Origin of the sequence: Shewanella sp. Pdp11 (genome assembly GCF_002838165.1) — a bacterium.
In the GTDB taxonomy this organism is placed as follows: Bacteria; Pseudomonadota; Gammaproteobacteria; order Enterobacterales; family Shewanellaceae; genus Shewanella; species Shewanella hafniensis.
This window is the reverse complement of sequence record NZ_CP015194.1, coordinates 4,488,909-4,511,684: the sequence shown is the minus strand read 5'-3', so window position 1 is coordinate 4,511,684 and position 22,776 is coordinate 4,488,909. Positions and strand designations below refer to the sequence as shown.

The window sequence follows — 22,776 nt, the reverse complement described above, 5'->3', positions numbered from 1 at the left end:
CCATTCTAGCACATTCTGCGCAGCCAATTAATCTCAGCATCACAGGCTTTTGTTACGCTGGCAGCCAAAGTTTCCAGTTCGGATTTTTCAGAGGGTCTCGATACCACTTTTAGATTGGTAATTAGGCGATAGAGCGGGAATAATGCAGACACAATAATGAAAAAGGATGGGTCATGTTTCAAGTTAACTTCGTTGATGTAAAAGCAGAAAATGCCATTTTTGATGGTGAAGGTTGGGATGCAGTTGTGGTGGTAACGCCAGATCTGGATACCATAGGTTTTGATGAGATAGGTTTATTGGCCAAGCACGGTGCCCACGTGGATAAGCGCGTAGGTAAGAGCCCGACATTACTGTTTGCCCCGGGTCTGGCGGGAGGCCGCTTGATCATCGCGCCTGTTACCCAAGTGAACGACGAGTATGTGGACGTGCGTGTGTATGCCGATGCGGCAAGGGCGGCGATTGCCATTGCAAAAGAGGCGGGCGCCAAACGTCCGTTATTATATGTGGTGCCATCGAAGGATTTGCGTTTTGGTTTTGCCTCTGAAGTCGCGGCATTAGCCTGCGGTCAAGAACTGTGGCAAACCTTAGAGCTGCGTGAAGCGACGGGCTTAACGCCTGCATTTGAGGCCATAGGGTTACTATCTTCATCAACCCATAACAGCAATTTACTCAATGCGTTAGAAGCGGGCCGCGTATTAGCGCGGGATTTATGTGGTACAGAACCTGAGCGCATGTCGGCTAAAGCCTTTGCTGACTATTGTCTGCAATCCTTAGCGGGCAGCGTGATCAAAACCGCAGTGGTAGAAGACCGAGATATTTTAGAGCGTGACTATCCGCTGCTCAGTGCAGTGGCGCGTTCCTCTTTTGCCGTCGGTCGTCATCAACCTCGGGTGGTGAAATTAGAATATCTGCCAGAGGGTGAAGTGACTCGTACTTTCCTGTTCGCGGGTAAGGGCGTGATTTACGATACCGGCGGCGCCGATCTGAAAGTCGGCGGCTCTATGGCGGGCATGAGCCGTGATAAAGGCGGCGCTTCTGCCGTGGCGGGGCTATTCAAAACCTTGTCAATGCTCAAGCCTAAGGGCATTCGCGTGATTGCCGAGTTAGGTTTAGTGCGTAATAGCATAGGCAGCGAAGCCTTCGTGACCGATGAAATCATCACCAGTCATGCGGGTGTACGAGTGCGGATTGGTAATACGGACGCCGAAGGGCGCTTAGTGCTGGCGGATTTACTGAGCCATTTACGTATCAAAGCCGTGTCGGCAGTGAAGCCTGAAATGTTTTCGGTAGCAACACTTACAGGTCATGTTGTGCGTTGTTATGGCAGTTATCCTGCGGCGGTGGAAAACTCTGTGGCGAGTGCGCAGCAATGCGCTGTTACTTTACAACAGCAGGCGACTCAGTGGGGTGAACCCTTTGAAGTGTCTACACTGCGTCCTGAAGACTTTGCGAAAATCCGCGATGTGTCAGGCGCTGCTGAAATGTTATCTTCAAATAATGCCCCGTCATCGATCACTGCGCGCGGGCATCAATATCCTGCGGCGTTTTTGCTGAAAGCGTCTGGGCTATTTGACCATGGTGTAACAGCCCCAATTCCCTTAGCTTATATGCACTTAGATATCGCAGGCAGTGCGACAGAAGGTGATCCGCTCTACGGCAAACCTACAGCGAGTCCGCTGGTGGGCTTGTATCAATATCTGATCAATCGTTAGTAACAAAAAGAAATAATTCTGTAATATCTTACTTATTAGATGCTTACAGGATTATTTCTGTTTTTCTGTGAAATAGATCGCCATTAACCCTACTATAATTGTGTAATTTAATTACATTAAAAAGCCTTAATCAAAAAAAATACAAATAAAGGTTGTAATAAAACTACAAAAAACATATAATTGCTTTCGTGGATTAGGCACTAATGCCTTTCCTCTCTAGTCTATCCAGGATGGATATTTTTCTCCAAGGACCTGAGTGACAAGTCGTCTCAACGGATATGAGAATCTCTAGTTCCAAGGAACCGAGCCAAGCTTCACTAGAGTACTTAATCACAACTAATTTAGGAGTATTGACTATGTCTTATACAGGCAACAACCATTTTTATTGGCAGAACACTTGGTTTAACACTGATGTTTTGCGTGGCGGTTTATTCGCCATGAGCTTTAAGGCCTAACCCTCCTTAAAGTTTAGTTTCCATCATCCATCAACCTTTGTATCGCCTTTTTTGGCGTGTTTAGACTCAAGTAGCATATCGGTGTTTTTGCATGGGTATGCCAGGTTTTTCCCGCTAGCGCGGTAATGTACTTCCCCGAAAGGGACGCTTGAAATATGTCTTTGCCTGCTCATTGAGCAGGCTTTTTTTTGCCTTTTTTTCGCTTAAGCCTTTAACTGTTTTGCCTGATAGCAATGAGCATAAACTGTTTGTGTCAGAAGTGGTAAAGCACCTGTTACCAGCCCTCACGCTTAATCGCCTCCTCAGAGGTGAGGGATTGCTTCTTTGATAAATGTGGCGTTGAGATTACTGGAGAAGAGGTTGAAGTGTATGTTGAGCCTGCGCCACTCTGGGATTATTGGTATGCACTGGGTGATCCTAACAAATTCCAAGCGCTCCTTTCATGCGCTATGTAAACACTATCCGATGAAGTAGTTTGCTCAGGTGATAGCATTACCAATGCTAATAAATACAAGCTTAACTAAGTTGCTAAGCGCTAACTGACTCCGCATATTTATCATTTTATTGAACCGCACAACCATGGCGAGGTTTCCATCATTTGCGTTCAGAATAAATCACTCGGCCGTTTACCGAATGATTTATGGTTACTTGTGTTTATCCCTTGTCAATTTTCTGGCCTGACCAGCCTAAACTCCCTATAATCGGCTGCAAATGTCATCACGTTACATAGTGTTTACATCTACCTACCCTACATACTTAAAATAAAAAGGAACCTTGTTCCATGTTAGAAAAACTGTTCAAACTGAAACAAAATCAAACGAGCCTCAAGCAGGAAGCGGTCGCAGGTTTGACAACATTTATGACGATGGCCTACATCATTTTTGTGAATCCAATGATGTTAGCCGATGCGGGCATGGATCATGGGGCTGTATTCGTGGCGACCTGTTTGGCTGCGGCTGTCGGCTGTATAGTCATGGGCTTGATGGCGAATTATCCTATCGCACTTGCACCCGGTATGGGACTGAACGCCTTCTTTACTTATACCGTTGTGGGTGAGATGGGTTACAGCTGGGAGACTGCACTTGGCGCGGTATTCCTGTCGGGTATTTGCTTTTTAATCTTATCTTTAGTGCGCATTCGAGAGTGGATTGTGAATAGTATTCCCATGTCGCTGCGTATTGGTATTGCCGCTGGTATTGGTTTGTTTCTTGCGCTGATCGGCCTTAAGAGCGCCGGTATTGTGGTGGCAAGCCCTGCAACCTTAGTGACCTTAGGCGATATCACTGCATTTCCGGCGGTTATGGCTGTGTTAGGTTTTTTCCTGATCATTGCTATGGTGCAACGTGGAATGAAGTCGGCGGTCATCCTAAGTATCTTGATTATCACAGCGCTGGGATTAATGTTTGGCGATGTGCAGTATCAGGGTATTGTATCTATGCCGCCGTCGATTATGCCGACATTTTTGAAGATGGATTTATCCCAAGTCTTTGAAGTGACGATGTTATCTGTGGTGTTTGCCTTCTTATTTGTCGATCTCTTCGATACCTCTGGCACCTTAGTTGCGGTTGCACAGCGCGGTGGTTTCCTCGATGAGAAAGGCCGCTTACCGCGCTTGAATCGTGCCTTGACTGCCGACAGTTTAGCGACCATTGCGGGCGCGGCTTTTGGTACATCGACGACCACAAGCTATATCGAAAGTACGGCGGGTGTGAGTGCGGGAGGCCGGACTGGTTTAACGGCAGTTGTCGTGGGATTACTCTTTATTGCTGCGTTATTCCTGTCGCCATTGGCGGGCATGATCCCAGCGTATGCGACGGCGGGCACGCTGTTTTATGTGGCGATTCTGATGATGTCGGGGCTCGTGCATGTCGAATGGGAAGATTTGACTGAAGCCGCACCGGTAGTTGTGGTGTGTATTTTAATGCCGCTGACGTTTTCCATTGCGACAGGCATCGCCTTTGGGATGATCTCTTACGCCGCAATTAAATTACTCACGGGTCGTTTTAGCGATCTCAATGTGGGCATTGTCGTCTTGGCTGCGCTGTTTGTAGCTAAGTTTATCTATGGCTAATCCTATCGATTAGTGGCTCGTGCAGTGCGAGCTCGCAACCTAGATTGTCTACAATAGACAATATTTTTTGAGGGTCATCTAACTGATGGCCCTTTTTAATGCGCGATTCTAAGCAAAATCGAAAATTTATTCGGAGTTAATAACTCCTTGCTACCAATTACTCAGCGGATTAGGTATAAGGATTGTTCGGTTATTTTTTACAAATGAATAATGAACTTAAGTGAGATTGCGTATCGCCGCGTAGTAGTGAAGTTAGGGACGAGTGTGCTGACCTCTGGCAGTAAACAGCTAGATAAAGCCCACATGGTTGAGCTTGCCCGTCAAATGGCCGCACTGATGAAGTCAGGGGTCGAAGTCGTATTATGCACCTCTGGGGCCATTGCCGCTGGGCGTGAACATCTCCAATACCCGATACTGCCCGACACTATGGCCAATAAGCAATTGTTAGCCGCTGTCGGGCAAAGTCAGTTGATCCTCGCTTGGTCACAACTCTTTAGTATTTATGGGCTGCATGTCGGCCAATTGCTGCTGACCCGCGCCGATTTGCAGGATAGGGAGCGTTACCTCAACGCCCGTGACACGCTTAATGCCTTGCTGGCCAATAATATTGTGCCGATCATCAATGAAAACGATGCCGTTGCCACCAATGAAATCAAAGTCGGTGATAACGACAATCTATCGGCCCGTGCTGCGCTCTTGTGTGATGCCGATTTATTGATTTTATTGACGGATCAAAAGGGCTTATTCGATGCCGATCCGCGCACTAACCCGAATGCTAAGTTGATCTCCCAAGTCGTCAAGATTGACGACAGCCTACGTATGTTGGCGGGCGGTTCTGTTTCGGGTTTAGGTACGGGCGGAATGTCGACTAAATTGGAAGCGGCGGATATTGCTCGCCGTGCAGGCATCGAAGTGGTGATCGCCTCTGGCCATCACCCCGATGTGATCAAAAAAGTGGTGAGTAAGGAATCGGTTGGCACGCATTTTAGTGCGATTGAAAACCCGTTAGAAAGCCGTAAACAGTGGATTTTAGCGGGACCTGCGACTCAAGGTTCTTTAGTACTCGATGCCGGTGCGGTCAAAGCTGTGACTGACAAGGGCCGCAGCCTATTGTCTAAAGGTATCGTCGGCGTTAAAGGCCAGTTTGAGCGCGGCGCAACGCTGCAATTAGTTGACCAACAGGGTAAAGTGATTGCTAAAGGGATGACACGATACTGCGGCCAAGCCCTGAGTTTGATCGCGGGCAAGCATTCCGACGAGATCGAGTCTTTACTCGGTTACGATTATGGTGACGCAATCGTGCACCGCAACGACATGGTTGTCTTATAAGCGAGGTCTGTTTTGAGTCAAATTAATCAAGAACAGTATTTACAGCAACTTGGTAATAATGCCAAACAGGCAAGTTACGCCTTAGCTAACTTAACCGCGAGCCAAAAGGCAGACTTACTCGAAGCCATCGCCGATGCGCTGACGGAAAATGCCGCCGCTATTTTAGCCGCGAATGCTAAAGATGTGGCCGCTGCTAAAGCCGATGGATTAACGGATGCGATGATCGACAGACTGTTGCTCGATGGTGCGCGTCTGGCGGGCATTATCGGTGATATTAGCGATGTGATCCGTCTTGCCGATCCGGTAGGTGAAGAATTTGGCAGCAAGTTATTAGATAACGGTTTAAGGCTGACTCGCCGCCGAGTACCACTTGGGGTCATAGGTGTTATCTATGAGGCTCGGCCTAATGTCACTGTCGATATCGCGGTACTTGCCCTTAAAACCGGTAATGCGGTGATCCTCCGTGGCGGTAAAGAAACCCTAGCATCGAATAAACTCATTAGTGAGGTGATCCGCGGCGCGATTGTCGCCCAAGGTTTACCGATAGATGCGGTGCAATTTATTGATTCTTCAGACAGAGCTTTAGTGACAGGTTTACTTAAGCTCGATCAATATGTCGACATGATAGTGCCGCGTGGCGGTCAAGCGCTGCAACGCTTATGTGCCGAGCAGGCGACGATTCCGGTGATCTTAGGCGGCATAGGTATTTGCCATTTATATGTCGATAAAAATGCCAATCTTGAACGGGCTCTCGAGGTGATCGCTAACGCCAAAGTGCAGCGTCCAACTGTGTGTAATGCGCTTGATACCTTGCTGGTGGATGGGCGCGTGGCGAGCACCTTTGTACCGCAAATTGCCGAGTATCTGCATCGTTCAGGTGTGCGTTTTTCAGTTTGTGATACAAGTTTTAGTTTGCTGGATGGTTTAGGGTTTGATGTGACGCTCGCTAAGGCTGAGGATTTTGGCATCGAATGGTTGTCGTTAACCTTAGGCATTAAAGTGGTGAGCGATATCGATGCTGCCGTTAGTCATATTCGCCAATATTCTAGCGGCCATTCGGAAGCGATTTTGACCGATGACATTCACGCTGCGGCGCACTTTATGAACCAAGTGAACTCAGCTGCCGTGTATGTCAATGCCAGTACGCGCTTTACCGATGGCGGTCAGTTTGGCCTTGGCGCCGAAGTCGCTGTGAGCACGCAAAAACTCCATGCTCGCGGCCCTATGGGGCTTGAGGCATTAACCACGTATAAGTGGTTAGCTTGGGGTGATTACACTAGCCGTGTTTAGTGGTTAAAAACCATAAAATTAAAGCCGTTAACGCATTACGTTGACGGCTTTTTTTTGTTCGCAATGTTTGATTGTAAGTACCAATTTGCACTGTCTATTTATGGCAGTGTCTGTTTGCGCATTAATGGAGAAGCGGCGTATAAGTGGCAAGTAACCAGATACAGAAAAATAGCGTCGACATGACGGTAGTGAATTTACGAAAGGCCTTGATGTATTCCAAGGTATAAATAAAGTACTTTTCCTGCACTCTGCGGGTGAGTAATACCGATGGCAGCATAAAACTGCAATAGAGCATGACTACCATAGTGGTAAAACTGTTTCCCCAGAAATGCTCATAAATAAATAAGGCGATGCAGAGTAGCATAGCGCACCAGCTGATTGGGCTGATGCTATTTTCTGGGTTCCATTGGGTTGATTTTTCCATCTGACTATCCTTAGTCGATTTGTACCTCAGTACAATTTATAGACGGATATCTCGGCTTTATCAAACGCTTTCTATTGCATGCTCAGTACGCTGCTGTCGTTGGAGTCTTGTTCACCATTTATTCAACATGAGCGCATGTTGCATAAAGTGGAGTGACTTACTTAACGTCGAATAACTTGTGCTTAATGTGGCCTGAATAGCTTAAAGCGTCTTTATATCGGCAAATTCACCTTTGCAAAGCTGGGCTAAGTCTGTGGCCGCTAAGCTTATCTCTAAACCGCGTCTGCCCGCGCTGACATAAATCCTGTCGAAACCTTGAGCGCTGGCATCAATTATGGTCGGCAACTGTTTTTTCTGCGCTAGCGGACTAATTCCGCCGACCAGATAGCCTGAGGATTTTTGTGCTAGGTCAGCATCGGCCATTTGCAGTTTCTTTTGTTTTAAGCATTTAGCTACGGCTTTTAGATTAAGCTGATGATCGACGGGCACAAGCGCGACGGCAATCGGCGCATGGGCTTTGTCGATGGCAACTAAAAGGGTTTTAAATACTTGCGCGGGGTCGAGCCCTAAGGTGTTAGCGGCTTCTTCGCCGTAGGCGGCGCAGTGTGGATCGTGGCTGTACTCTAAGATATCAAATGCAATGCTGGCTTTTTTCGCCAATCGAACGGCCGGGGTCATTCTATACTCCTTCACAAAATGGGCGATATTAACGCTTAACCTTGAGGTAAAACGTTAGCCACTTCGGTTTTTACGCTCTTTAATTGGCTTATTGCGGTGAGCCAAGTTTGTTTCAGGCGACGATTCAGTGATGACTCAGTCATCATTTAGCGAGCTTTGGCTTTGGGCTTATCTTGTTTTTGCGCTCGGTAAAACGGGGCCAAAGTTGCTGCAACATCATTCCTGACAAAATAAACGCCAAACCGAGATAGGTCGCCATCGCTATCGTTTCCTGCAAAATCCACGCAATAAACCCAATCGACATCACAGGGGATAAAAACACCATAGTGCTAATGTTGGCAGTGCGAGTGGCGGTTTTTAGCGCCATTAACCAGAGCACAAAGGTAATGCCCATCTCGAACAAGCCCACATACATACCTGCAAATATCGCCTTAAGGCTAAAACTGGGCAGGGTATCTGTCAGTACTAAGGTGACGGCAATAAAAGGTAAGCCGATAACAAAGCTTAATAATAAACTCACCACGGGATCGCCTTGATCTTTGGTGTTGACGATCCAATATAGGCACCAGAGAACTGTGCTGGTCAGTGCAAGGCCGATCCCGAGCGGACTATCAAAGCTAAAGCCGCTGATATCACCGCCGGTGGCAATGATAAACACGCCAGTGTAGGCAATCAGCGCCGCTGCAATGTCGCTCTTACGCAAATGTTGCTTTAACAAAGGCGCGGCCAGTAACGGCAGTAATACCGCCCAAGTGTAATTAAGTGACAACGCTTGCTGCGCTGGCAGTAAGGAATACGCTTTAAACAGTACGACATAGTAGAGGAAGGGATTGATGAGCCCTGTCACCAGATAAAACATGGGGCGGCGTAAAAACTGTTGCTTGAGTAAGGAAAGCTTTTTTTGCCAAGCAAGGATTCCGCCAAGGGCAATAATCGACGTGAGAACGGCAACAAACACCAGTTGCAATGGCGTGTAGTAACTCAAGGCAATCTTAAAGGCCGTGGCCACAGTAGACCAGAGGAAGACCGCCGCCATGCCATACACGTACGCTAAATTCGAAGACTTCACTCTGCTACCTTACCTGGATAAACATCCGCCAAATGTGGGCAGATTGAATAACAGCTTTAGTTGATAAGCAAGACTATTTTATCTGCTTGGATATTTTATCCCGCTGTAGATGCGAGAAAGATAAATCAGAAAATTTTTTTGTTCGCCCTTGTAATTAATTTCCCTGTCCCAATATAGGTATCAAGGCAGAGAAGGTGGCCAACGATGGACTTGATATTTCAACCGTCTAGCCCCATATCAAAACCAACTAAACAAATTTAGATTGAATGAAATTTTTCGGAGGACCTCATGGGTAAAATTATTGGTATCGACTTAGGCACAACAAACTCTTGTGTAGCTGTCCTCGATGGTGGCAAAGCACGTGTGTTAGAAAACGCTGAAGGCGATCGCACAACCCCGTCAATCATCGCTTATACAGATGATGAAACCATTGTCGGTTCGCCAGCAAAACGTCAAGCTGTGACTAACCCAACTAACACATTCTTCGCGATTAAGCGTTTGATCGGTCGTCGCTTTAAAGATGACGAAGTCCAACGTGACGTGAACATCATGCCATTCAAAATCATTCAAGCCGACAACGGTGATGCATGGGTTGAATCGCGTGGCAACAAGATGGCTCCACCACAAGTTTCTGCAGAAATCTTGAAAAAGATGAAGAAAACCGCAGAAGACTTTTTAGGTGAAGAAGTAACAGAAGCGGTTATTACTGTTCCTGCTTACTTTAACGATTCACAACGTCAAGCGACTAAAGATGCGGGTCGTATCGCAGGTCTTGATGTTAAACGTATTATCAACGAACCAACGGCTGCAGCATTAGCCTATGGTATCGATAAGAAACAAGGCGACAACATTGTTGCGGTATACGATTTAGGTGGTGGTACATTCGATATCTCTATCATCGAAATCGACAGCAACGATGGCGACCAAACTTTTGAAGTGTTGGCAACCAACGGTGACACCCACTTAGGTGGTGAAGACTTTGACAACCGTTTGATCAACTACTTAGCTGACGAATTCAAGAAAGAGCAAGGCTTAGATCTGCGTAAAGATCCATTAGCAATGCAACGTCTGAAAGAAGCAGCAGAAAAAGCGAAAATTGAACTTTCAAGCACCAACCACACTGAAGTGAACCTGCCATACATTACGGCAGACGCAACAGGTCCTAAGCATTTAGTGATTAAAATCACTCGTGCTAAATTGGAATCACTGGTTGAAGACTTGATTATCCGTACATTAGAGCCACTGAAAGTTGCCCTGGCTGATGCAGATTTATCTGTAACAGACATCAACGAAGTGATTCTAGTGGGTGGTCAAACACGTATGCCTAAGGTTCAAGAAGCAGTGACAAACTTCTTCGGCAAAGAACCCCGTAAAGACGTAAACCCAGACGAAGCGGTAGCCGTAGGTGCTGCAATTCAAGCGGGCGTACTGTCAGGCGACGTGAAAGACGTATTACTGTTAGACGTAACACCACTGTCTCTGGGTATCGAAACCATGGGCAGCGTGATGACTAAGTTGATTGAAAAGAACACCACTATTCCTACTAAGGCGCAGCAAGTGTTCTCAACAGCCGATGACAACCAAAACGCAGTGACCATTCACGTACTGCAAGGTGAGCGTAAGCAAGCGAGCGCGAACAAGTCATTGGGTCAGTTCAACTTAGACGGTATTGAGCCAGCTCCACGTGGCCAGCCACAAATTGAAGTGATGTTCGACATCGATGCCGACGGTATTCTGCATGTGTCTGCGACAGACAAGAAAACCGGCAAGAAACAAAACATCACCATCAAAGCTTCTTCTGGCTTAAGCGAAGAAGAAGTGGCACAAATGGTACGTGATGCCGAAGCTCACGCAGATGAAGACAAAAAGTTTGAAGAGTTAGTGCAATCACGCAACCAAGCTGACGGCTTAGTTCACGCAACTAAGAAACAAGTAGAAGAAGCGGGCGATGCACTGCCAAGCGAAGATAAAGAGAAAATCCAAGCTGCAATGGATGCTGTTGACACTGCCATCAAAGGCAATGACAAAGAAGCCATTGAAAAGGCAACTCAAAACTTAATCGAAGCATCTGCTAAGCTGATGGAAATCGCTCAAGCTAAGTCTCAAGCTCAAGGCGGCGACAATGCTGACGCGGGCAAACAGGCTAACGCTGCTGCCGATGACGTTGTCGATGCTGAATTCGAAGAAGTGAAAGACGACAAGAAATAATGACTTGTCATCAATCAAATAGATTGATTTCAAAGCGTTAATTTCTAGGCGGGCGTTACGGGGCAACCCTAACGCCCGTTTGTTCAACACCAGCTGAGAAGCATGAGATTATGTCAAAGCGAGATTACTACGAAGTATTAGGTGTCAGTCGTGACACTAGCGAACGTGAAATTAAAAAGGCCTACAAACGTCTGGCCATGAAATTTCACCCAGATCGCAACCCAGGCGACAAAACCGCAGAAGCTAACTTTAAAGAAATTAAAGAAGCCTACGAGATCCTAACCGACGCCGACAAAAAAGCGGCCTACGACCAATTTGGTCATGCGGGTGTGGATCCTAATCGCGGTGGCGGTGGTTACGGTGGTGGTCAAGGCGATTTCGGCGATATTTTCGGTGATGTCTTTGGCGATATTTTCGGCGGTGGACGTCGTGGCGGTCAACGCCAAGCGGCCCGCGGCTCAGATTTACGTTACAACCTAGAGTTATCACTGGAAGAAGCCGTTAAAGGCTTAACCAAAGAACTGCGGATTCCAACACTGGCGACTTGCGATCTGTGTGAAGGCAGCGGCGCGAAAAAAGGCACCTCTGCAACCACTTGTGGCACCTGTCATGGTCAAGGCCAAGTGCAAATGCGCCAAGGTTTCTTTGCGGTGCAACAGCCTTGTCCAACCTGTCATGGCCGCGGCAAGATCATCAAAGATCCTTGCTCTAAGTGTCATGGCGATGGCCGTGTTGAAAAGAGCAAGACCTTATCGGTTAAGATCCCAGCTGGCGTCGATACGGGCGACCGTATCCGTTTAGCGGGTGAAGGCGAAGCGGGTGAGTTTGGCGCGCCTCCAGGGGATTTATACGTTCAGGTCAGTGTGCGTGAGCATGCGATTTTCGTCCGTGATGGCAACAACCTTTACTGCGAAGTGCCGATATCCTTCAGTAAAGCGGCCCTAGGCGGTGAGATTGAAGTGCCAACACTGGATGGTAAAGTCAGCCTGAAGATCCCAGCCGAAACGCAAACGGGCCGTATGTTCCGTTTACGTGGCAAAGGCGTCAAGTCAGTTCGCAGCCATGCGGTAGGCGACTTGCTCTGCAAAGTGGTTATGGAAACCCCGGTTAACTTAAACGATCGTCAAAAAGAACTGTTACGCGAATTTGAAGCCACCTTAACCGGTGAGTCGAAAAAACACAGCCCAAAGGCTGAGGGCTTTTTCGATGGCGTGAAGAAGTTCTTTCAAGATCTGAATAGCTAACTTGGTCTAGTGGCGCAGAGGTTAGCTGCGCACTAGAAGAAAAAAGCCCTGCAATGGTTAACCTTGTAGGGCTTTTTTATATTTGGATTTTGAATTTTTAAAATCTAAGTCAAAGTCGTGGGGCTTCACCCCCTGATTTTTAATAAAGAGTCGACCAAGGAGGACTGCTCGTCCTATCCTCTTTGCTATTGTTTTCACAAGCAGCCAAGACGCCCCTAACGGAGTTGAAAGCTCCTTGTGCTCATTGCCAAATTAGCTATCGCTTCCGAAGTCCTCGCTTTACATCCATGTAAAGCACTCCAGCTCGGCAATCCCTGCCTCTCTCTCATAAGCGCGAAAATCACTGATTTTCATTCGCCCTGCGGCAACTCCGAGGGGATGGCGTATTCCTTAGGTTTTGGAGTTATTGGGAAATAATTAAGGCATAAAAGTTATGCCTGTCCGATTTTTTATCAACTAAACATATCGTTCTCTTATAAATACGAAGAACGATGATCGTGGTTGATGGCTAACTTATGAAGGTGGGTTTAGCGGACGCTTACTTTATCTCCCACTTTTTGTTCAAAAAGATGGGGATAAACTCGGGCGAGGGGAGACCCCTTAACCTCCAAAGCACATGCTGCGCATGTGAACTTGAAGAACAAGCTGCATATTGGCAGGCTATGGCTTGCCGTTTAAAGCAAAGGGTTGTGTAATCTACTTATGTGTTAGATACCTGCATAAATTACTGTTTGCCTGTTTGTTTAAGTTGTTGATGTAAAATGAATTATTTTACATGCCAACAAGAATTTATCGGGTAAGTTCGCTTTGTTTATATAAAACTGAAGCTATTATCATTTTCAGACAATGAAAGAGCGACATAATAGATTCATTCTATGTCCTAGGTAACCGATGCTAACGGAAAATTGGTTGTGTTATGGTTTAATTAACATTACCTTAGCTTTAAGGTAATGCTTGCAGATTTTTGCTCAGGAACTAGATATGCATACAGAAATATTACTCGGTTTTGTTAAACTACTTAAATATTCCCCTAAACCGATCTTTATTCCTAAACTTTTATTAAAAGAAGCGATTGGTTCATCTAGGATGACAATCACCCGTGAAATAGAACTCAAATCTTTTTTTTCTGAGTGGAATATTGAGTTTGTTGAGCATAAACAAGGCTATATGTTAGTTAAGGATTTCTATGCTATTGATGACCTCTGTACGCCATTTGATGATGAACAGATTAAAGAAATTGAAAGCTATAACCGTAGCAAAGCTGAGCAGTTTATCGAGTCGATTCCTTCTCTAGCAAAGACTGAAAGCATTGATGAAAGTAATCTTGATTTTCAGGCTTGTTTTGATCGCCTAGAAATCAATATGGAAACTATGAATGAAGTGTTAAATGAATCATTAACACCTCCGAATTCAAAAACAATTTCATATGATTTAGGTCAAGGGTGCCTAGAAGAGGTAATTGATTTGATTGAAGATTATGAGGAATGCATTGAGTTTATAGCTGATAATGGCGTTAATGCTGATATACATTATAAAACCAGCGATATATTTGATGAGATAAAGAATCTGCTTCAAGATAATGACCTAGCTGCATTACTAGAAAGTTATGAGCTAGAGCTTATCGATGCTGTTTCGCCTGAATATGATAATGTGTTTGGAAAATTTGATCGATATGATGTCATTGTTATCGATGCACTATCAAAGAAAATAGCTCAAGATTACAACTGTCTGTTACAGGCAGCATACTTAAAATTTGATATTTCCCAAGAATTTATCGATGATAAATATGAACGCAATCCAAGGACAAAAAATGTCGCTGATGAGAACAATATCCAGTAATGGGGCTGACTTGTGAAAATTCAAGAAAAAGATTTCTATTATGGTGCAGCCTTGGCTCAAATTGTTGATTACCCATCTCATACTTCAATTAACAGAGTTTCGGATAAAAATGGTTTATATTTAATCAATGATGAGACGAAGCTGTTTATTAAATATTCTGCAGCTGATAATGAAGAATGGCGGTTCACTTTTAAACCTGACGATTTTGATGATCTAAGTGAAGAGCTAGAGTATTACTTAGCCTTGGTATGTGCAGGTAATACTATCTGTTTACTTTCGAACAATGAAGTAGATGAGATTATTGACACGGATAGTGATTCCTCTCAGTGGATAGCAGTTAATTCTTCAAGTGGTGGTCAACATAAAGTAAGGGGCTCTAATGGCTCATTATCCAAACTTATCCCACAAAATGCTTTTCCTAAAAAGATATTTTCTGATGTCTCAGAACGACAGAAGCCATTCGCTTGGCCTGAACTATCTAAAATTAACATTTACTCTATCGCTTATTGCCGCACTATATCATCTACTGACCGTTTGTTCGACTTAGCTGATGGGCTAATGAGGTTTGAAGATGAGCGTGACGTTTACTTCGGTCTTGTTAGCTACAGCCACCTTTGGGAAGAGTGGGATGAAGAAAACCTCAGGAAAATAGAAAACCGCATCACATACGATCTTGAATCAGATGGTTATAGTGTTGATATTGAAAGAATTACTAAAGGTCTTAAGTACTGCTCAACGGAGTTTATTTGGCGGCTAAGTATTACCTGAACTAAGGATAATAAAGAAAAAAGAAATGGGACATATATGGTCACCTCGGGTTTAGCAAGGCCAATGTCCTACTTTATTCAAATTAATTTGTGCTAATCGATAATTCACCTTTCACAACGGGGTATCGGTCGTTAATGGTTGGCGGTCTTGCGACATATATCCGGCGTCTGTTGCGCCCTAATGAGATCCAAATTGACGTCTTACCCTCCTTGGCAGCCACATGGCCTCAAAGGCCACTGTCCCAGTCAGGTTTTGGGTAAGACAAACCGTTTAACTCATTAATACCATTACCGCTGTTGTGCTTTGATGGACATTTATCCATTTACATTTTGAGTCTATTTACGCAAAAAACACTGCATTACGCCGCCACTTTACACGCCTTATTCATATCAAATACTTGTCCGCGGCTCATCACCACAAACACCATCCGCGCCATCTTATTTGCTAAGGCAACCGTCACTTTGCAGACGTGTTGGCGCTGTTTAAGTCGTTGTAACCACAGGCTAAGTGAGTCGTCTTTCTTGTCGCACCAGTTAACCACGGTTCTTGCACCATGGATAAGTAACCGCCGAAGCGTTTGATTTCCGCGCTTGGTTATCTTGCCGAGCCGATTGGTCGTGCCACTGCTGTATTGTGAAGGGGTTAGCCCTAGCCATGCCGCCAATTGCCGGCCATTTTTAAAATCATTCACTTCATTAATGCTGGCTAATAATGTGGATGCGACGATAGGGCCGACACCGAGGATAGTTAGCAATAATGGATACTGTGGCATGGCTTGGGCAAGGGCTAATATGTCCTGTGCAACCTGGTCGATTTGCTCATTTAAATACAACTGAAACTCATAGAGTCGTTGAATAAACCCTCTGGCAACCGTGGATAATTCGTTGTCAGCATCTTCAACAATGAGCGGAATGGCTAACATCAACTGGCGGCGAGTCTTTGCGACAATCAGGCCGTATTCCGCAAGGAAACCACGCAGTTGATTGCAGTTAGCCGTGCGATTCTCCACCAAGCGTTCACGAATGCGCAGTAAAGATTGAATATCCTGCTGCTCGACCGTTTTTGGACGAAGTAGACTCACTTTAGGGCGGCCAGCTGTTTCTCCGATAGCAACCGCATCATTGGCGTCATTTTTATTACCAACCAGCATGGCTTTCACCATTCTGGCGGGGATAAGCTTGACGGTATGGCCGAGCTTTTCGATAGCCCGTCCCCAGTAATTAGCACTATAACAAGCTTCCATCACCACTAATGTCGGCTCGCATTGCCTGAGCGTATCAAGCAATGCTGGGCGATTGATTTTACGGTTAAAAGCAATGGTGTTGTCTGGGTTAAAGGCTGCGACTTGGAAGACAGTTTTTGCCAAATCAATGCTGATGAGTTTATAGTTCATATCGGTCACCTCGAGTCAGATTTTGTGCACCTAAATCATGGCACATTGCGATGCCGAGACCGAGGTGACCATCTCAGCAGCGACTTAAAAGAATGTAGCAAAGGAATAGATTTAAAGACATGAGATGCAACGGTGTTATTGAACATTATTGATCTGAATCAGTAATTCACAATATTACGCTTAGAACGTAATAAAATATGGGGCAGGCATGAGTTTTATGCCTTAATAATTTGCCTATGAGCACAAGGAGCTTTCGACTCTGCAGAGGGGCGGCAAGGGAGATCCGAGAGGGGATTGCTGTTGATCCCCTCTTGGTCGATTCTCTAATAAAAAATCAGGGGGTGAAGCCCCACAACGTTGATTTTGATTTCGATTCGAAAATCCAAACGAAGTTTGGAAATGGGGTATGCGTGAGCCACCAATGATGATCAATGGCTCTTTCGAGAAGTTACTCTTCTGTATCAGTAAATGCGGCTTCGACTTTCTCTAATTCTTGCTCGGTTTTAAGTTGAAATGCTTGCTGCTTTTTAAGCTTGGCTTCTTCTTCAAGTGCGGCTTCTCTTTGTTTAAATTCGTGTCTTTCTGGTTTAGTCAGAAACTTAAACGCGAGCTTGTTGCCCAGTACGTAGGCGACCACGTCTTCACCTTTTGTGCGACGTTCATCGACGCGTTGTGAAAAACGGGCGTTATCGCGGGCTTTACGTTCTGCGGCATTTAACTTACTCATAATCTGTTCTCCTCATTTAGTTAATCACGGTAGTGTTCCACTACGTTCAGTTAAACAAATGAGTTGTGTTGCACATTCATAAAGCTGATTGGGCGGGATTCTACCATAAGCTGGCATTAAATCTGCGCGGTAAAATGCGCCAATCCAAAACAGAATGTTATTGGTGCACTTTATGTTAAAACTTGCTTTATTCTTGCTCATAGTCCGAACAAATCAGGCCTGTGCATTTTACTGTGTTTTGACTATCTTAGGTTATGCTAAAACAGTTTATGGTCCATTGGGTGGTGATTTTCGATAACAAACCAAGGGCAGGGAAGTCATGGGGAAAATAACGGTGAATGATTTACTCTTAAGCGACTTGCTGGCAAAGCTGGCGTCAAGGTTTGCGGCAAATAGGTTGCACCATCAAGAGATTTCGTGGCCTGAGGTTGAGGCCAGTATTTTGCAAAGTGATACGCAAATCCAAAATGCGCTGCATTGGATGGAACACACAGGTGGCGAGCCTGATGTGGTGGGGATTGATGCGAATACGGGCAAATTTATTTTTGTAGATTGCGCGGCGCAAAGCCCTGCGGAACGGCGCAGTCTTTGTTATGACAAAGCAGCGCTCGAGGCGCGCAAGAAAAATAAACCCGTCGGCAGTGCACTGGAACTGGCGGTGCAAATGGGTGTACAAATGCTGACCGAGGCGCAATACCGTGAGTTACAAACCTTAGGCGAGTTTGATACTAAAACCTCAAGTTGGGTAGACACGCCAAAAGATATCAGGGCTCAAGGCGGGGCGATTTTCTGTGATCGACGTTATGGCAAAGTGTTTACTTATCATAATGGTGCAGACTCTTATTATGCCGTGCGGGGTTTTCGGACTCGATTATTAGTTTAGTGCTTGCACGAGCAAGTCTTAGCTAGATAAATGAATCAGTGAAATGAGTGAGTCAAGAGGGACTGCTAACTTTGATCTCGATTGATACAAGCAATATTGGTAATCCCACTCGACTCTGCGTAAACTTTCGCTCCCATGTTTTGATCCGGTGCTGTGATGACCTTTCCCGAGCTTTCTTCTTCCCCTGAGTCGTTAACTTTTGCTGAGCTTGGCTTAAATTCGGCGTTACTTAAGGCCTTGCCTGCAAGTCTTAAACATCCGACAAAGGTGCAGCAACTCACGATTCCGGCCATTCTTGCGGGACGGGATTTGTTAGCCTTAGCACAAACTGGTAGCGGCAAAACCTTAGCTTTTGGTTTGCCACTTCTACAACAACTTTTGTTGCAACAGCAAACACAGTTGCAGGGGGCTAAATCTGTGCAGGCCCAAAATGCGCAGGCGTTAGTGCTGGTGCCTACACGGGAATTAGCGCTGCAAGTGACTGAGGCGCTGCAAACCGTGGCTGGTCAATTATCGACTCCGTTGAACATTCAGCTTCTGTGTGGCGGGGTCGCATTGGAAGACCAATTGGCCGAACTCACTGCCAAGCCGCAGGTGTTAGTGGCAACCCCAGGGCGTTTACTGGATTTATGTAAACAGTCTCACATCAGCCTCGATTCGATAAAACATCTAGTACTGGATGAAGCTGACCGCCTGCTGGAAATGGGGTTTTGGCCTGATGTGCAAAAGCTGATGGCGTTTATGCCTAAGCTTAAGCAAACCTCGTTGTTTTCTGCCACTTTGCCCGAGGCTTTGGATACATTAACCGAAAAACTGCTGGTGAATGAGCCGCTGCGGGTCGAAGCCCACAAAGTGAATTCAGTGGCTGGTGAAATCGAAGAACAGCTCTATTTAGTCAATAAGGGTAGTAAAGCGCAGGTATTGATTGCGCTGTTAAAACAATATCAATGGTCGCAGGTGCTGGTGTTTATCAGCGCCCGTGATGATGCCGATGCCGTCGCTAAACGACTCGCTAAAGCGGGGATGAAAGTCGCCGCGCTGCACGGTGAAAAAGAGCAAACCGTTCGCAGCCAAACCTTGGCCGACTTTAAAGCCAATCGTATCCAAGTGTTAGTGGCGACAGATTTGATGGCGCGTGGCATTCATGTTGATGCCTTGCCTGTCGTCATCAATTTGGATTTGCCCATGAGTGCGCCTGTATACGTGCACCGCATTGGCCGCACCGCGCGCGCTGGCGAAAAAGGGCTGGCGATTTCCCTCGTGTGCCACGGTGAAATGGCAACTTTAACGGCGATCCGCACTTTAACCGCGCGGGAGTTACCGCTGGCATTATTGGCTGAGTTTCCGGTAACGGATAAGCCGAGTGAAAATACCACAGATGGCGCCACTGAGGGAAAAGTTGAGCGTAAGCGACCACCACGGGATAAACAGGCGAATCGCCGTAGCATCAATAAGCACAGCGCTAAAGAGTTTAAAGGTAAGCGCTGAGTTTGAAGCTATTCATAGCGTTCAAGCTTGGCGTGCCTCAATCACTAAACTGATAACAGAATAAAGCACATTGGCTGCTGTTAACATTTTCGCTCCGGGTGTAACTTAGTGACTTATTTACATTAAGGGTTTCAGTTATGGCATCGACATTGGCGTTAAGCAAAGCACTTCATAAAGTGGTGAATAACGGTTTAACGACTGAGCACTTTGTGCTTAGGCCATTCCAGCGAGCGGATCTTGAGGCCTTTACCGCCTATCGAGCCGACCCTAAGGTCGCCCAATATCAAAGCTGGACGGATTACTCTTATAGCGATGCACTCGCGTTGTTCGAGAAGATGGATTATGCACAATTTGGTGCGGTTGGTACTTGGTTTCAGCTTGCAATTGTCACTGTCGCATCGGGAACAACACCGACCCAATTAGTTGGCGATCTGGCGCTGCACTTTATTGATGAGCAGCAGGTGGAAATTGGCTTTACGATTGCGCCTGAGCATCAAGGTAAACATGTGGCTTTTGAGGCCGTCAGCGCATTGCTGGATTACCTCTTTATTGAATTGCATAAGCATAGAGTTATTGCCATCACCGATGCACAAAATCTTGCCTGCTGTCGCTTACTCGAAAAACTCCGCTTTAGGCGTGAAGCCCATCATGTGAAAAACATCTTCTTTAAAGGCGCGTGGGGCGATGAGTTCCTCTATGCCTTGTTAAAGGAGGAGTATAAAGCCAAGCAGGACGCGTAATCCCATTTGGCTTCATTTACTCTTTGATTAACTCTTTTTCGAGCGCACCTTAAAACTGGTAGCTCACGCCGACATTCATTGTCGTCCCTAAGCCTTTAGTGTTGTAGCCTTTAAAGGTAAAAGATTGCGAGCGAGCGGAGTAGTAATCTTCATTGAACAGGTTTTCCACACCAAGAGATAAAGTCCAATCATTGATTTGGTAGCTACTGCTCAAATTGACTAGGTTGTAATGTTCAACGGGCCCTTGGCTGCCAACATATGCGCCATCAATGGGCTCGAATCGGTCGCGATCGCCGACATATAAATAAGCCAAACTTATATTACTGTTATCTGTGGGTTGCCAATCTAAGGTAGCGGTAAATTTAGGTGGAGAGATGATTTGCCCATCTAAATACTCATCTTTTTCGGTATCTTTACCTTCGACAAAGCTATAGCTCATACCGGTGCTGAGATTGTCTAACCAAGAATAACTGACTTGTGCTTCGTAGCCCCAAATTTCTTGCGGGGCGCGAACTGGAACATAGGCACCTGATACTGGGTCGTATTTGCTGCTGGTGCCGAGTTCTGATTCGCTGAAAAAGGCCGCCAGTTCATAGGAAAAGGCATCAACATAGCCTGAAATGCCTATCTCATAGTTATCAATAATGGCTGCCTGTGATTTGATTAAGGCGATGTCATTAACTGCCGCAGTGCGTAACAACAAACCAAGATCAGAAATATCTGCTCCTTGGGAATAACTGATAAAGGGGCTAGCAAGGCTGCTGCCTGTATAACGTAACCCTAAGTTATAGGTGGTGGCGTTAAAGCCAAGCTCGCCACCTTTAACATCAATCGATTCGGTACATTGAGTCGCACTCGCACACAGCTTTAACGTGTTGTAATCGCTAACACTTAAATCCACACTATCCTGACGAACTCCCGCCTTAATGACCCAATCATCAAACAATACCCATTTAGTCTGCAGGTAGAAAGCAAGGTTGGTCATGTCCATTTCAGGTACCCAGATACGGCCATCCTCAAGAGGCTGACTGCTGATATCCTGCAAAGCATCGACCCCATAAACAAAATTGGTGACTATGTTGTCCCAATCGACCTCGGTATTAAAGTTGGCGCGTAAGCCAATTTTTTCAGACAGAATAATCGATTGCCCACCGTTGTATCCTTCTGATGGATTAGCGAGTGAGGAAGAGAAGAAAAACATGTTATCAATTTTTTGGCCGTAAGCGTCTAACACCATTTGTGTGTTATCTAGTAATGCATCGTCCACATACTTCAAGGTAACGTTATGGTTGCCCTTAGGTCCCTGTGGTTCGCCGAGTTTAGGTTTGCCTGAGGTATCTTTAATGGCGTAGGTTTTAACGCCAGAATTAATACTGCCACTGACATCAACTAAATCTGCATCCTGTTGTGCTTCGTAGTAGTTGTAGGTGAATTGCAATGACTTTGCATCAGTAAACTGGTATTGCAATTTGGTAAATAGGTTTTGTGTTTTCGTTTCGGATAATCCATAAACTAGGCCAGGTACGTCACCTTCTGCATCACGCTGTAGGCCCGTTTCTTCGGTCACAGCATTTAATACGTAACTGAACTTTTCAAGTGAGCCATCCACACCTGCATTAAAGCGATAGCCTGCGCTGTCTTCAAATTTTACTGTGCTGAATTTACTCGAGGCACCAAGATTCACTTGTGCTTTACTGTCGCCAGGTTTCTTGGTGATGTAGTTGATAATGCCGCCTGCTGCACCATTACCGTAAATCGAGGTTGCACCTTTAATCACTTCGATGCGCTCTATGGCATTTACGTCTACTGAGCGAATATCAAGCGAGCCATTACGCAATGGTGTCGATTGCGGTACACCATCAATCAGTATGAGTGCCTTACGGCCACGTAACGTTTGCCCTGCATTACTTGAAGTCCCCGAAGATGGCGCTAAACCAGGGACTCGCATTGCTAGAATATTCTGTAGCTCGGAACTGACCTTGAGGTCTTGGTTAAGCGTAGCGTTATCAATTAAGGTGACAGAGGAGGGGACTTCATCAATACGCTCCACGACGCGACTTCCCGAGATAATCAGGCGCTCAATGTTTGCAGGTGGCGTGGTAGAGGTCACCGGTGTGGTGGCAAAGGCCATACCTGAAAATAATGCCGAACCAATTAAGGCATAACGTATCGAAGCAGCACAGGGGGTAAGCGCGAGTCGCATTGTAAATCCTATATAAGTTAAAATGGAATAAAACCTAGCATTGAGCCCAACTAAAGGCTGACCTACCAAGCATGAAGCGCACGAATGATAATTATTATCGAGTAGTTTTGCAGGTTATTTACATTTGTTAATTTTTATGGGGATCAATCTTTTTCTTTCATGGTGATGGTAAAAATGATGTTGAGTCACTTTAATGGTATTGCATCGACTTACATTTGGCTTATCGGCCCTATCTCAGTAAAATCTTTCCATTAG

17 protein-coding genes are annotated in these 22,776 nt (G+C 45.7%); 11 read left to right on the top strand and 6 right to left on the bottom strand.

From position 1 onward, the window contains the following. The first annotated feature begins 173 nt into the window (after positions 1-173). The 4 genes from AYJ58_RS19880 to AYJ58_RS19860 all read left to right on the top strand — a co-directional run bounded on the left by AYJ58_RS19880 (position 174) and on the right by AYJ58_RS19860 (position 6,857). Complete coding sequence (locus AYJ58_RS19880; RefSeq protein WP_106651423.1) at positions 174-1,712, top strand: peptidase M17; 1,539 nt, start codon at positions 174-176, stop codon at positions 1,710-1,712. A 1,236-nt stretch (positions 1,713-2,948) separates the two neighbouring features. Further along, positions 2,949-4,238, top strand: a complete 1,290-nt coding sequence (locus AYJ58_RS19870; RefSeq protein WP_106651422.1) for an NCS2 family permease — start codon at positions 2,949-2,951, stop codon at positions 4,236-4,238. 210 nt (positions 4,239-4,448) lie between these two features. Then, the gene (gene proB, locus AYJ58_RS19865; RefSeq protein WP_106651421.1) at positions 4,449-5,567 is read left to right on the top strand and encodes a glutamate 5-kinase; all 1,119 of its coding nucleotides are present in this window, start codon (positions 4,449-4,451) and stop codon (positions 5,565-5,567) included. A 12-nt stretch (positions 5,568-5,579) separates the two neighbouring features. Beyond that, complete coding sequence (locus AYJ58_RS19860; protein ID WP_106651420.1) at positions 5,580-6,857, top strand: glutamate-5-semialdehyde dehydrogenase; 1,278 nt, start codon at positions 5,580-5,582, stop codon at positions 6,855-6,857. A 121-nt stretch (positions 6,858-6,978) separates the two neighbouring features. Here AYJ58_RS19860 and AYJ58_RS19855 read toward each other — a convergent pair whose 3' ends face one another. The 3 genes from AYJ58_RS19855 to AYJ58_RS19845 form a co-directional block, all read right to left on the bottom strand. After that, positions 6,979-7,281 (bottom strand): hypothetical protein, encoded by a 303-nt coding sequence (locus AYJ58_RS19855; protein ID WP_106651419.1) that lies wholly within the window; start codon positions 7,279-7,281, stop codon positions 6,979-6,981. A 201-nt stretch (positions 7,282-7,482) separates the two neighbouring features. Continuing rightward, entirely contained in the window at positions 7,483-7,959 is a 477-nt protein-coding gene (ybaK, locus tag AYJ58_RS19850) for a Cys-tRNA(Pro) deacylase (protein WP_106651418.1), read from the bottom strand. 142 nt (positions 7,960-8,101) lie between these two features. After that, positions 8,102-9,028 (bottom strand): DMT family transporter, encoded by a 927-nt coding sequence (locus tag AYJ58_RS19845; RefSeq protein WP_106651417.1) that lies wholly within the window; start codon positions 9,026-9,028, stop codon positions 8,102-8,104. A gap of 288 nt (positions 9,029-9,316) precedes the next feature. Here AYJ58_RS19845 and dnaK point away from each other — a divergent pair, with 288 nt between their 5' ends. The 4 genes from dnaK to AYJ58_RS19820 all read left to right on the top strand — a co-directional run bounded on the left by dnaK (position 9,317) and on the right by AYJ58_RS19820 (position 15,087). Next, positions 9,317-11,236, top strand: coding sequence for a molecular chaperone DnaK (gene dnaK, locus AYJ58_RS19840; protein ID WP_106651416.1), 1,920 nt, complete (start codon positions 9,317-9,319; stop codon positions 11,234-11,236). Positions 11,237-11,346: 110 nt separating this feature from the next. Next, entirely contained in the window at positions 11,347-12,480 is a 1,134-nt protein-coding gene (gene dnaJ / locus AYJ58_RS19835) for a molecular chaperone DnaJ (RefSeq protein WP_006083917.1), read from the top strand. Between the two features lie 981 nt (positions 12,481-13,461). Continuing rightward, positions 13,462-14,319 carry a hypothetical protein gene (locus AYJ58_RS19825; RefSeq protein WP_106651414.1) on the top strand — a complete coding sequence of 286 codons (858 nt, stop codon included), beginning with the start codon at positions 13,462-13,464 and terminating at the stop codon, positions 14,317-14,319. Between the two features lie 12 nt (positions 14,320-14,331). Next, positions 14,332-15,087 (top strand): hypothetical protein, encoded by a 756-nt coding sequence (locus AYJ58_RS19820; protein ID WP_106651413.1) that lies wholly within the window; start codon positions 14,332-14,334, stop codon positions 15,085-15,087. Positions 15,088-15,445: 358 nt separating this feature from the next. Here AYJ58_RS19820 and AYJ58_RS19815 read toward each other — a convergent pair whose 3' ends face one another. Next, positions 15,446-16,480 (bottom strand): IS110-like element ISSod14 family transposase, encoded by a 1,035-nt coding sequence (locus AYJ58_RS19815; RefSeq protein WP_106651412.1) that lies wholly within the window; start codon positions 16,478-16,480, stop codon positions 15,446-15,448. Positions 16,481-16,928: 448 nt separating this feature from the next. Beyond that, complete coding sequence (locus tag AYJ58_RS19810) at positions 16,929-17,207, bottom strand: DNA polymerase III subunit epsilon (protein ID WP_106651411.1); 279 nt, start codon at positions 17,205-17,207, stop codon at positions 16,929-16,931. Positions 17,208-17,526: 319 nt separating this feature from the next. Here AYJ58_RS19810 and AYJ58_RS19805 point away from each other — a divergent pair, with 319 nt between their 5' ends. From AYJ58_RS19805 to AYJ58_RS19795, 3 genes are all read left to right on the top strand, one after another. Beyond that, positions 17,527-18,090 carry a DUF4256 domain-containing protein gene (locus tag AYJ58_RS19805; RefSeq protein WP_106651410.1) on the top strand — a complete coding sequence of 188 codons (564 nt, stop codon included), beginning with the start codon at positions 17,527-17,529 and terminating at the stop codon, positions 18,088-18,090. Positions 18,091-18,246: 156 nt separating this feature from the next. Then, the gene (locus AYJ58_RS19800; RefSeq protein ID WP_106651409.1) at positions 18,247-19,578 is read left to right on the top strand and encodes a DEAD/DEAH box helicase; all 1,332 of its coding nucleotides are present in this window, start codon (positions 18,247-18,249) and stop codon (positions 19,576-19,578) included. Positions 19,579-19,715: 137 nt separating this feature from the next. After that, a complete protein-coding gene (locus AYJ58_RS19795) occupies positions 19,716-20,318 on the top strand; it encodes a GNAT family N-acetyltransferase (RefSeq protein WP_106651408.1) in 603 nt (200 codons plus the stop codon). Positions 20,319-20,367: 49 nt separating this feature from the next. Here the strand turns inward: AYJ58_RS19795 and AYJ58_RS19790 are convergent, their stop codons facing one another. Further along, positions 20,368-22,521, bottom strand: a complete 2,154-nt coding sequence (locus AYJ58_RS19790) for a TonB-dependent receptor (RefSeq protein ID WP_106651407.1) — start codon at positions 22,519-22,521, stop codon at positions 20,368-20,370. Between the last annotated feature and the right edge of the window lie 255 nt (positions 22,522-22,776).